Origin of the sequence: Methyloceanibacter sp., assembly GCF_051306395.1 — a bacterium.
Taxonomy (GTDB): Bacteria; Pseudomonadota; Alphaproteobacteria; order Rhizobiales; family Methyloligellaceae; genus Methyloceanibacter.
This window is the reverse complement of record NZ_JBPPND010000229.1, coordinates 84,114-95,241: the sequence shown is the minus strand read 5'-3', so window position 1 is coordinate 95,241 and position 11,128 is coordinate 84,114. Positions and strand designations below refer to the sequence as shown.

Sequence of the window (11,128 nt, the reverse complement as noted above, 5' to 3'; positions counted from 1 at the left end):
TGAGCGGTGGTAACGCAGGCCGCACTTATGCCCGCGTGAAAAATCTGCCGTACAATGCGATCACCTCGTCCGTTCAAAGGGCGTTCTCGCGAGGCGTTAGCGTGAGCGGGACGGGGTGCGGCGCCTGCGGGCCTCCTTCGCAACGAGGCCTCCGGGCGGCGCCGGAGCCACCCCCCGGGGCTACTCCGAGCCCCCGCGAGAAGCGCGCTGGGATTTGCTCTCGCGCGACGCGGGTCAAAGGCCGAAGCGCACATAGCGCTCAAGCAGGCCGGAGGCCGGGATCGCAGAGATCAATGAGAAGCGGGGCCCGGCGTCGTAACCGCCGCGATTGGCGCGCCGAGAGGCGCCTGCGCGGTCTTCGGATCGCGACACCGATTACGGACTGCGCTTTTCGGCGCGCCATCCCCCTTCATGCCTCGCGGGCTTGGCCCGGCGAGCCGTTTTGGCGCGTCTTGCGTGAAGGAGCCGAAAGGACCAACTTGCCGTCCATGTATGCGGTCAAAGAGATCTACTACACGCTGCAAGGCGAAGGCGCGCAGGCCGGGCGTCCGGCGGTATTCTGCCGTTTTGCCGGCTGCAATCTGTGGTCGGGCCGCGAGCAAGACCGCGCCGAGGCGACCTGCAATTTCTGCGACACCGACTTCGTCGGCACTGATGGGCCTGGCGGTGGCAAGTTCGCGGACGCGCGCGCGCTCGCCCGAGCGTGCCGCCAGGCGTGGCGCGGCAATTCCGGCACGCCCCCCTTCGTGGTGCTGACCGGCGGCGAGCCCATGCTGCAAGTGGATGAAGCGCTGGTCGATGCGCTCCACACGACGGGCTTCGAAGTGGCGATCGAGACCAACGGCACCCTGCCCGTTCTGTCTTCCATTGACTGGGTTTGCGTGAGCCCGAAGGCCGGCGCGCCCCTCCAGCAGCGTTCAGGCGATGAGCTGAAGCTCGTCTATCCGCAAGACCGGCTCTGGCCGGAAGAGGTTCAGGGTCTCGACTTCACGCATTTTCTGCTTCAGCCCATGGATGACGGCTCGGACGACCCCGCCAATGTGCGCGCCGCCATTGACTATTGCCTGGCCCATCCCAAATGGCGTTTGAGCTTGCAGACCCACAAATTGCTGAGCCTGCCTTAACCCTGGTGCGGCGTGCGAGCCCTGGCCGGGACACGCAAAATCCCCTAAACAGCCCCTATGCGGATCTACAAGGAATTCTTCTTCGAGGCGGCGCATTTCCTGCCGTCGGCGCCGCCCGGCCACCCCAATGCCCGGGTGCACGGACACTCGTTCCGCGTGCGCGTCACCGTGGACGGGGAGCCGGACGAGGACACCGGCATCGTCGTGCATTTCGACGATCTGGAGACGGCGGTGGGCGAAGCCCGCGACGCGCTCGACCACCGCATGCTGAACGACGTGGAGGGCCTCGCCTACCCCACGCTGGAGCGCATCGCCATGTGGCTGTGGGACCGGCTGCACAACCGGTTGCCGGGCCTGACCGAGATCGTGGTGGCGCGCGATTCCTGCCACGAGGGCTGCGTCTATCACGGGCCGCCCATGCGGCTTGCGGCGGAGTAGACCATGACACGGAAGATCACAGGCCTTCGGCAATTGGGCCATGAAACGCCCGTTCCGGCCTCTCCGGAAGAGGCGGAACTTGAGCGGGTGCCGAACCCGCATGCGGACACGGCCTATGTGGCGCGGTTCACGGCGCCCGAATTCACCTGCCTTTGTCCCGTCACCGGCCAGCCGGACTTCGCGCATTTCGTCGTCGATTACGCGCCGAGCCAGTGGCTCTTGGAATCGAAGTCCTTCAAGCTGTTTCTGGCCAGCTTCCGCAATGCCTCCGCCTTCCACGAGGACGCGACGATCACTGTCGGCAAGACCATCGTCGAGCTGATCGAGCCCTCCTGGCTTCGCATCGGCGGCTATTGGTATCCGCGCGGCGGCATTCCCATCGATGTGTTCTGGCAGCACGGCAGCCCGCCGGAGGGCGCGTGGATTCCGGATCAGGGCGTCGCGCCATATCGCGGCCGTGGGTAAGTGACCGATCTCGTCATCACCAACGGCGATGGTGCCGGCGAATTGCTGCGCCGCGCGCTCCACGGAACCGAGGTCCTGCCGTGGCGCGATGTGCTGCATGAGGGCCCCGTGCTGCTGACCGGTACGCTGGAAGACCTGACTGTTAGCCGCATCGAGTATTTGGCTGGCGCGGGCGGCGGCGAGATCGGCGCCATCGAGTTCGAGCTCACCGCGCGAGATCGCGGTCTCGCCATGAACGGGGAGTTCGCCCGCGTGGTGCTGTGGTTCGAGCACGACCTCTACGATCAGCTGCAGTTGCTTCAGGTGCTCGATTGGTTCGCGGACCATCCGCGCCAAGGAGGCAGCCTGCTTCTGGTTCAGGCGGACGACTATATCGGCCGGCAGGACCTTGAAGCGATCCCGGCGCTTGCGGCGACCGCCGCTCCGGTGACGAAGCCTCGGCTCGATCTCGCGAAAAGGGCCTGGACGGCTTTGCGGCAAACGACGCCGGAGGCCTGGGTGCGTCTTCTCGATGACGACACCTCGGCCCTTCCCTTCTTGCGGCCGGCCGTCATCCGCATGCTCGAGGAACTCCCGGGGGCTGACGGGCTGACGCGCACGGAGCGGCAGATGCTGGCGACCATCGAGGCGAGCGAGTCCATGACGGCACTCGGCCTGTTCATCGCCGTGCAGAAGATGGAAGACGCCGAGTTCATGGGCGATTGGAGCTTTTGGCGGCTCTTGGATCAGTTGGCGCTCGCGGACGAGCCCCTAGTCGCGGGCCTCGAGGCGGCGCCGTTTCAGCACACCGATCCGGAGCTTGCGAAAGCCTATCTGACCAGCCGGCTGTCGCTGACTTCGCTCGGCAAGGCGGTGCTCGCCGGCGGCGCGGATTGGACGGAACATCACACGGTCGACCGCTGGTGGGGCGGCACGCATCTTAGCGAAGACACGCTGTGGCGCTGGGACCCGGAAGCGCAGGCGCTTATCCCCCCGCCGCGCTGACATGCGATCATACGCGCTGGTTCAGTGAGGTTTTGCGGCGCGCTTGGTCAGATGATCGATTTCCATGAGCTCTTTGAGCAAAGGCTCCAACTCCTTCAGGGGAACCATGTTGGGGCCGTCGGAAGGGGACTTGTCGGGGTCCTGGTGGGTCTCGATGAAGAGGCCTGCGACGCCCACGGCCACCGCGGCCCGCGACAGCACCGGCACGAAGCGCCGTTCGCCGCCGCTCGTGGCCCCCTGCCCCCCGGGCTGCTGGACGGAATGGGTGGCATCGAAGATCACCGGCGCGCCGGTTTCCGCGAGGATGGGAAGCGCGCGCATGTCGGAGACGAGCGTGTTGTAGCCGAAGGAGACGCCGCGCTCGGTGACGAGCACGTTGGGATTGCCTGCGCCCACCACCTTGGCCACCACGTGACGCATATCCCAGGGCGCAAGGAACTGGCCCTTCTTCACGTTGACCGCCTTGCCGGTCTTGGCCGCGGCCAGAAGAAGATCGGTCTGGCGGCAGAGAAAGGCCGGGATCTGAAGCACGTCCACCGCTTGGGCCGCCGCCGCGCATTGCTCGGGCTCGTGGACGTCGGTGACCACGGGCAGCCCCGTGACCTCCCTCACCTCGGCGAAAATGGGCAGCGCCTCTTTCAGCCCGAGGCCACGCGCGCTCGCCGCACTCGTGCGGTTCGCCTTGTCGAAGGAGGATTTATAGACCAGCCCCAGACCAAGCCGGGCGGCCATTTCTTTCAGGGCGGAGGCCATCTCGAGGGCATGCGCGCGGCTCTCCAGCGCGCACGGACCCGCCATCAAGGCAAAGGGCAAGTCGTTGCCGAACCGGGCGTTTCCGACCGCGACCGTGGCCGCCGGGGCCGGCTTCATGGCTTCGTTCATGGCCGGACCATGGGGCTTAAGCGGGAGACCCGTCAACTGGACTTGGGAGCGTGGCGCCTAGTGCCGCTTTGCGCCTTAAACCAAACGGCTCTGCTCGACCGCGGCGCCGATGAACGACTTGAAGAGCGGGTGCGGCGCGAAAGGCCGCGATTTCAGTTCGGGGTGGAATTGCACGCCGATGAACCAGGGATGGTCGGGGATCTCCACGATCTCCGGCAAGAGGCCGTCCGGCGACAGTCCCGAGAAGCGCAAGCCCGCCGCTTCGAGCTTGTTGCGGTAGCGCATGTTCACCTCGTAACGGTGGCGATGGCGCTCGGAGATTTCCGTTCCCCCGTAGATCTCGGCGATCTGACTGCCTTTGGCGAGCACGGCGTCGTAAGCGCCAAGCCGCATGGTGCCGCCGAGATTGCCGTTCTGCTCGCGGCGCTCCAGCTCTTCGCCCTTCATCCACTCGGTCATGAGGCCGATCACTGGCTCCTCGGTTGGGCCGAACTCCGTGGAGCTTGCGCTTTCAATGCCGGCGAGATCACGGGCGACTTCGACCACCGCCATCTGCATGCCGAAACAGATGCCGAAATAGGGAAGCTTGCGCCTGCGGGCATAGCGCGCCGCGTGGATCTTGCCTTCGGCACCGCGCTCGCCGAAGCCGCCGGGCACGAGGATGCCGTTCACATCTTCCAGGTAGGCCGCGGCATCTTGGCTTTCGAACACCTGAGCCTCGATCCATTCGAGGTTGACCTTCACCTTGTTGGCGATACCGCCATGGACCAGCGCTTCGTTGAGGGACTTGTAGGCGTCCTTCAGCCCGGTGTACTTGCCGACGATCGCCACGGTGACTTCGCCGTCCGGTTCGGCGATCGTCTCGGAGATCTCCTTCCACATGCGGAGGTCGGGCTCCGGCGCATTGGTGATGCCGAAGGCCGCGAGCAGTTCGCGGTCGAGGCCTTCCTCGTGATAGGCCACCGGCACGTCATAGATGCTGGAAACGTCGAGCGCCTGGATTACGGCCTCGGGCCGGACGTTGCAGAACAGCGCGATCTTGCGCCGCTCTTCCGGGGGCAGCGGCCGGTCGGTGCGGCACAGCAGGACGTCGGGCTGGATGCCGATGGAGCGCAGTTCCTTGACCGAGTGCTGGGTAGGCTTGGTCTTGAGCTCGCCGGCGCTCGGGATGAACGGCACCAGCGTCAAATGGATGAAGGCGCTCTCTCCGCGCGGCAACTCGTTGCCGAGCTGGCGGATCGCCTCGAAGAAGGGCAAGCCTTCGATGTCGCCGACCGTGCCGCCAATTTCGCAGAGCACAAAGTCCACGTCCTCATTGCCCGTGGTGACGAATTCCTTGATGGCGTCTGTGACGTGGGGAATGACTTGGACGGTGGAGCCGAGATAGTCGCCACGGCGCTCCTTGGCGATGATCTCCTGGTAGATGCGCCCCGTGGTGATGTTGTCCGCTTGGCTCGCCGGGCGCCCGGTGAAGCGCTCGTAGTGGCCGAGGTCGAGATCGGTCTCCGCACCGTCGTCGGTGACGAACACCTCCCCGTGCTGATAGGGGCTCATGGTTCCCGGATCGACATTCAGATAGGGATCGAGCTTGCAGAGGCGTACGCGGAATCCGCGCGCCTGCAAAAGCGCTCCGAGCGCTGCCGATGCGAGCCCCTTGCCAAGTGAGGAAACCACGCCGCCGGTGATGAAGACGTACCGCGCCATGGGCCTCGACCCTACACCGAGTCCGCGCCAAGGCGTAGCCCCAAACATGCAGGGGGAGACGTCTTGGCGCAGGATTTCCTGTGAAGAACTACTGGGACTGGGGCGCTTGCGGAGCCGCCGGCGATTCTGGGGCCGCCGTGCCGGGGATCTGGAGCGGCGTCAAACCGCCCTCGCCGCCGCTAGAAGGCAGGATGGACGGGGCGCTGCCGCGCTGATGAGTCGCCAAGATCGACAGGGTGAGACTCGTGAGGAAGAAGCAGGCCGCCAGGATGGCCGTGGTTTTGGTCAGCGCGTTGCCGGCGCTGCGACCGGTCATGAAGCCGCCTCCGGCGCCGCCGCCGCCGCCGCCGCCAATACCAAGCGCACCGCCCTCGGAGCGCTGGAGCAGGATGACACCGACCATCGCTACGGCGATCATCACGTGAATCAGAAGAATTACGGTACTCATTGCGTCGCCTTGTTCTCAGGAGGCGCTGTCTTATCCGACTCCGCCACCGCTTGGCTAGGCCCTGGTTCGGCCTCGCTGCTATCGGCCACGGCGGTCACCTCCTCGGCGTCGCCGATTCCTTCAATTCCCAGGGCCTCGGCTTCGGCCGTCTCGGATACGGTCGCGGACGGTTTCCGCAAAGGCAGGAAGGACATGGCGGCGGCGCCTGCAAGCACCTTCTGTCCTTCGGCCATGATGATGGGAACGGCGGGCTTGGGATCCGGGAGCGGCGGCGGCTGGGGCTTGGGAATCCGCACGCCGTCGGTGCGGCAGCGGAAGGCGACTTTCTCCTCGACGCGCAAATATGCGCGAACCTTCTCGATCTCATCTTCGTTGTGGAGATGGTCTTTGACCCAGTCCGGGCCACCGGTCAGCGCAGCCTTCACATTCGCGGTGAGCAGCGTTTGCTTTTCCGCCTCCAGCACCTTGCATTGGTCGCGTTCCAGCATTTCCGCAAGAGCGGGTGGGCTGAAATGCGCGGCTAGGCCCACGGCGAGCAGCGCGGCGGCGATGAGGCGCAGCTTGAACATCGGGTTCCCGGGAATCCCCCTGCCGTCAATATCTCGGCAGCATGACGAACCTTATCTGATTTGCAACCCCGGTCCCAAGGTTTTCCGGGGGCTTATGTGGCAGGAGGGTCACAGTAGACGGAGAGGATTCCGTAGAAATCCGAGGCCTTTAGGCTCGCGCCGCCGACCAGCGCCCCGTTCACGTCGGGCACGAAGAGGAGCTCGGAGGCATTCGTAGGCTTCACGGAACCACCATAGAGAATCCGCATGGCGCTGCTTTCCCCCTCGCCGAGAAGCTGGCTCACGACGGAGCGGATAAAGCCGTGGACCTCGGCTACGTCCGCCGGCGTCGGGGTGAGGCCGGACCCGATGGCCCAAACGGGCTCATAGGCGATCACGGTGTCCGCGGCCCGGGCCTCCTCCGGCACCGAGCCTTGAAGCTGGCCGCGCAGCACGTCGAGGGTCTTCCCGTCCTGGTGCTGGGCTTCGGTCTCGCCGACGCAGATGATGGCGGTGAGCCCGGCGCGATAGGCCGCGAGCGCCTTGGCATTGACCAGGGCATCGGTCTCACCGTGATCGATACGCCGCTCCGAGTGTCCCACGATGACGGCGGTCGCGCCCGCATCGGCCAGCATTTCGGCGGAGATACCGCCGGTATGGGCGCCAGAGACCAAGGGATGGCAGTCCTGGGCGCCGAGCGCGATGTCCGAGCCGTCGAGCACCTCCGCGGCCCGGGTCAGCAGGGTCGCTGGGGGGCAGACCATGACATCGGCGTCCGGGACCGGCGCCGCCTTCATTCGCGCCCGCAAGTCCGCCAGCTCGCCAAGCGTGCTCCCCAGCCCGTTCATCTTCCAGTTGCCGGCGACAAGCGGTCTGATCGCGGTCACGTTTCTTCCCCCCGTTCGCGCCTTTACAGTGTCCGGCTAAAGCGGTTTTTCCGGTGCTTGTGCGTGTTGCCGCACTGGCTCTTGCTACCTATGATGCGCGCGCCGCGCCGGACTGTTCTACCATCGACCGCCGGCGCGGATTTGGCAATTCATGATAGAGAAGGTTACCGAGGCGTGGCACTCGACACATTGCGCAAAGGCGCGGCAAAAACGGTTGGCCTGATCCTGGTCGGTCTCCTGGTGGTGAGCTTCGCCGTCTGGGGAATCGCCGACATTTTCACGGGCTATGGTCAGCAGACTCTCATCCGCGTCGGCGACACGGAAATCTCCGCGCAAGACTATGCGCGCGCCCAGCAGGAAGTGCTGCGGTCCATGAGCCAGCAGGCAGGACGCAGCCTCAGCCTTCAGGAAGCCCGCGCGGCGGGGCTCGACACACGGGTCCTAGAGAGGCTCATTGGCGGCGCGGCCGTCGATACGCACGCCAAGCGTCTGGGCCTCGGCATCAGCGACGATGCGTTGCTCGCGCAGATCACGAAGGACCCGGCCTTTCAGGACGGCGCGGGGAATTTCAGCCCCCTCGCCTTCCAAGCCGCGCTCCGCAATATCGGCATGACCGAAGCGGGCTATCTCTATTCGTTGCGCGAACAGAACCTACGGCGGCAACTGCTTGTCACGGTCGGCGAAGTGGCCAACAGCCCCAGGGCGCTGATCGATGCGTTGAATCAATTCAACGAGGAACGCCGCATCTTGAAATACGTCCTGGTGCCGAAATCCGCGGCCGAAGAGGTGAGTGCCCCGACCGAAGAGGACTTGAAGACGTATTACGACAATCACCACGCCAAGTTCACGCAGCCGGAATATCGCAAGGTCGGTCTCATCGCCGTAACGCCCGAGACGGTCAAGGACCAGCTCAACATCACGGAAGACGATCTGAAGGCGGCTTACGAGGCTAAGCAGGACACTCTCGGTGAGCCGGAGCGCCGCCATGTGCAACAAATCGCTCTGCCCGATATCGAGGCCGCCAAGAAGGCCCACGAGAAGATCACGTCTGGCACTGACTTCGTCGAGATGGCCAAGGAACTTGGCTTGACCGAGACGGATATCGACCTCGGCACCCTCTCGCGGAAGGACTTGGCCGACCCCACGATCGCGGAGGAGGCCTTCAAGCTCGAGAAGGATGCCGTGAGCGAACCCATTGAAGGCAAGCTCGGCGGCGTGGTCTTGATCCGGGTCACGGAGATCGAGCCCGGCAAGATCCCGAGCTTCGAAGAGGCCAAGGAGGACCTGGAGAAAGGAATTCTCAAAGACCGCGCATCCGGCGCGATCTTCGACATGCATGACAAGGTGGAGGACGAGCTTGCCGCAGGATCGACCCTCGAGGAAGCGGCAGGCAAGCTCAAGCTCGACTACCAGGTCATCGATCAGGTGGACCGCGAAGGACGCAAGCCCGACGGATCGACTGTCACATTGCCGGCGCAAAAGGATTTGCTCAACGGCGTCTTCGCCACGGACGCTGGGATCGAGAACGACCCCATCGATGCGCGGGACGACGGCGTCATCTGGTACGAGGTATTGGGCGTGACTCCGGAACAACTGAAGCCGTTCGATCAAGTGCGCGATGAGGCCGAGAAGGGCTGGCGCGCAGACGAGACGCGGAACCAGGTTGCCAAGCTCGCGCAAAAATTCGTCAGCCAGTTGAGCAGCGGCAGCAAGACGCTGGAAGACGTGGCGAAAGAGCTCGATACCGAAGTGTTGCCGACCACGGCGTTAAAGCGCGACGACATCACCGTGAACGTGCTGCCGCCGGCGGTATCGCAAGCCTTCGCTCTGCCGCAAGGTGGTTTCGGTTCGGCGGCCTCGGGCGTCGATGAGGGGCGCATCGTGTTTCAGGTGGACGAAATCGTCGAGCCGCCGGCAGTCGACGAGCGGGCGATCAGTCAGCTCAAGTCGCGCATCGGTCTCCTGCTCAGCGAGGATACGATCGCGGAATATTTCAGCGCGCTGGAAAGCCGCTACGGGGTGAGCGTCAATCAGCAGGCGCTCGCCAAACTCGTGGGCAGCAGCGAGGAGCCATGAGCGCGGCGCCTGCCCCGGTGACTCCGCTGCAAAGAGACGGTGGGTCGGCTCCGATCGAGCCGGACTTCACTGCGTTTGCGCGCCTCTATGACGAGGGGGTGCCGCAAGTCGTCTGGACGCGGCTGGTCGCCGATCTGGAGACACCCGTCTCCGCCATGCTCAAAGTGGCTAACGAGCGGCCCAACAGTTTCCTTCTTGAGTCCGTCGAAGGCGGGGCCACGCGCGGCCGCTACTCGATCATCGGCTGCGAGCCAGACCTGGTTTGGCGCGCCGCAGGCAACAAGGCCGAGATCAATCGCAGCCCGCAGGCCGATGCGGAAGCCTTCGCGCCCTCCCCACAGCCGGCTCTGGCGAGCCTGCGCGCGCTACTGGCGGAATCCGCGATCACCCTGCCACAGGCGCTGCCGCCCATGGCCGCCGGCATCTTTGGCTATATGGGCTACGACACGGTTCGCCTGATCGAGCATCTGCCGGGCGGCACGCCCGATCCGCTCGAACTGCCGGACAGCATCTTGGTCCGGCCAACGCTGATCGTGATCTTCGACAGCGTCAAAGACGAGATGACCGTGGTCACGCCCGTGCGCGCCGCGCCCGGTGTGAGCGCCAAAGCGGCGTACGCACGCGCTGCGGATCGGTTGAACGTGGTCTTGGAGCGGCTCGACCAGCCATTGCCGCATGCGAGCGAGCTTGACGCGGACGCGCCTCACCCGGCGCCCAAGGCCACCACAGCGCCGGAGGCCTATATGGCCAAGGTGGCGCGCGCCCAAGAGTACATTGCCGCGGGGGACATATTCCAAGTGGTGTTGAGCCAGCGCTTCGAGGCACCTTTCGAGCTTCCCTCGTTCTCGCTCTACCGCGCGCTCAGACGGGTGAACCCGTCGCCCTTTCTTTATTATCTCAACTTCGGCGGCTTCGCCGTCGTGGGCTCGAGCCCGGAGATTCTGGTGCGGGTGCGCCAAGGCGAAGTCACCATCCGCCCCATCGCGGGGACCCGGCCGCGCGGAAAGACGCCGGAAGAAGACAAGGCGCTCGCGGCCGAGTTGCTCGCCGATACCAAGGAGCGCGCCGAGCACTTGATGCTGCTCGATCTCGGGCGCAACGACGTGGGGCGGGTGTCGGAGGTCGGGAGCGTGCGCGTCACCGACAGCTTCTTCCTCGAATATTACAGCCAGGTCATGCACATCGTGTCGAATGTGGAGGGCGCATTGGACGCGAACCATGACGCGGTCGATGCGCTGATGGCCGGGTTTCCGGCAGGCACCGTGTCGGGCGCGCCGAAGGTCCGCGCCATGGAGATCATCGACGAGCTGGAAGATGCGGCGCGTGGCATCTATGCAGGCTGTGTCGGCTATTTCTCGGCCGACGGCGAGATGGACAGCTGCATCGTGCTCAGAACGTCGGTGGTGAAGGACGGCGTTATGTATGTGCAGGCCGGCGCCGGCATCGTGGCCGATTCCGTGCCGGAGCGCGAGCAGGCCGAATGTGTGAGCAAGGCCGGTGCGCTGTTCAAGGCGGCCGATGAGGCCGTGCGTTTCGCCACCCGCGGCAAGCGCGGCCAGTAAGTGAGCCAGG

At 65.1% G+C, this 11,128-nt stretch carries 11 protein-coding genes; 6 read left to right on the top strand and 5 right to left on the bottom strand.

What is annotated here, in order from left to right:
• The first annotated feature begins 488 nt into the window (after window positions 1–488).
• The 4 genes from queE to ACSLE4_RS12390 are packed head-to-tail and all read left to right on the top strand — an operon-like array spanning window position 489 to window position 3,011.
• On the top strand, window positions 489–1,124 hold the full coding sequence (gene queE, locus ACSLE4_RS12405; RefSeq protein ID WP_435904748.1) for a 7-carboxy-7-deazaguanine synthase: 636 nt from the start codon (window positions 489–491) through the stop codon (window positions 1,122–1,124).
• Between the two features lie 57 nt (window positions 1,125–1,181).
• Window positions 1,182–1,562 (top strand): 6-pyruvoyl trahydropterin synthase family protein, encoded by a 381-nt coding sequence (locus tag ACSLE4_RS12400; protein ID WP_435904747.1) that lies wholly within the window; start codon window positions 1,182–1,184, stop codon window positions 1,560–1,562.
• Between the two features lie 3 nt (window positions 1,563–1,565).
• Window positions 1,566–2,027, top strand: coding sequence for a preQ(1) synthase (gene queF / locus ACSLE4_RS12395; RefSeq protein ID WP_435904746.1), 462 nt, complete (start codon window positions 1,566–1,568; stop codon window positions 2,025–2,027).
• Entirely contained in the window at window positions 2,028–3,011 is a 984-nt protein-coding gene (locus ACSLE4_RS12390) for a hypothetical protein (RefSeq protein ID WP_435904745.1), read from the top strand.
• A gap of 21 nt (window positions 3,012–3,032) precedes the next feature.
• Here ACSLE4_RS12390 and kdsA read toward each other — a convergent pair whose 3' ends face one another.
• From kdsA to tpiA, 5 genes are all read right to left on the bottom strand, one after another.
• Complete coding sequence (kdsA, locus tag ACSLE4_RS12385; protein WP_435904744.1) at window positions 3,033–3,893, bottom strand: 3-deoxy-8-phosphooctulonate synthase; 861 nt, start codon at window positions 3,891–3,893, stop codon at window positions 3,033–3,035.
• Between the two features lie 75 nt (window positions 3,894–3,968).
• Complete coding sequence (locus ACSLE4_RS12380; RefSeq protein WP_435904743.1) at window positions 3,969–5,597, bottom strand: CTP synthase; 1,629 nt, start codon at window positions 5,595–5,597, stop codon at window positions 3,969–3,971.
• Window positions 5,598–5,685: 88 nt separating this feature from the next.
• Entirely contained in the window at window positions 5,686–6,045 is a 360-nt protein-coding gene (secG, locus tag ACSLE4_RS12375) for a preprotein translocase subunit SecG (RefSeq protein ID WP_435904742.1), read from the bottom strand.
• Window positions 6,042–6,614, bottom strand: coding sequence for a hypothetical protein (locus tag ACSLE4_RS12370; RefSeq protein WP_435904741.1), 573 nt, complete (start codon window positions 6,612–6,614; stop codon window positions 6,042–6,044). Before ACSLE4_RS12370 ends, secG begins: the two co-directional genes overlap by 4 nt.
• Before the next feature lie 92 nt (window positions 6,615–6,706).
• Entirely contained in the window at window positions 6,707–7,480 is a 774-nt protein-coding gene (gene tpiA, locus ACSLE4_RS12365; protein ID WP_435904740.1) for a triose-phosphate isomerase, read from the bottom strand.
• A gap of 174 nt (window positions 7,481–7,654) precedes the next feature.
• Between tpiA and ACSLE4_RS12360 the strand changes: the two genes are divergently transcribed.
• Together ACSLE4_RS12360 and trpE are read left to right on the top strand one after the other, a co-directional pair.
• Window positions 7,655–9,556 carry a SurA N-terminal domain-containing protein gene (locus tag ACSLE4_RS12360; protein ID WP_435904739.1) on the top strand — a complete coding sequence of 634 codons (1,902 nt, stop codon included), beginning with the start codon at window positions 7,655–7,657 and terminating at the stop codon, window positions 9,554–9,556.
• On the top strand, window positions 9,553–11,118 hold the full coding sequence (trpE, locus tag ACSLE4_RS12355) for an anthranilate synthase component I (RefSeq protein WP_435904738.1): 1,566 nt from the start codon (window positions 9,553–9,555) through the stop codon (window positions 11,116–11,118). Before ACSLE4_RS12360 ends, trpE begins: the two co-directional genes overlap by 4 nt.
• Window positions 11,119–11,128: the final 10 nt, after the last annotated feature.

Bases quoted from the DNA above. Each gene is read 5' to 3' on its own strand.
- queE (WP_435904748.1), top strand. From the start codon at position 489: ATGTATGCGGTCAAAGAGATCTACTACACGCTGCAAGGCGAAGGCGCG.
- ACSLE4_RS12400 (WP_435904747.1), top strand. From the start codon at position 1,182: ATGCGGATCTACAAGGAATTCTTCTTCGAGGCGGCGCATTTCCTGCCG.
- queF (WP_435904746.1), top strand. From the start codon at position 1,566: ATGACACGGAAGATCACAGGCCTTCGGCAATTGGGCCATGAAACGCCC.
- kdsA (WP_435904744.1), bottom strand. From the start codon at position 3,893: ATGAACGAAGCCATGAAGCCGGCCCCGGCGGCCACGGTCGCGGTCGGA.
- ACSLE4_RS12380 (WP_435904743.1), bottom strand. From the start codon at position 5,597: ATGGCGCGGTACGTCTTCATCACCGGCGGCGTGGTTTCCTCACTTGGC.
- secG (WP_435904742.1), bottom strand. From the start codon at position 6,045: ATGAGTACCGTAATTCTTCTGATTCACGTGATGATCGCCGTAGCGATG.
- ACSLE4_RS12370 (WP_435904741.1), bottom strand. From the start codon at position 6,614: ATGTTCAAGCTGCGCCTCATCGCCGCCGCGCTGCTCGCCGTGGGCCTA.
- trpE (WP_435904738.1), top strand. From the start codon at position 9,553: ATGAGCGCGGCGCCTGCCCCGGTGACTCCGCTGCAAAGAGACGGTGGG.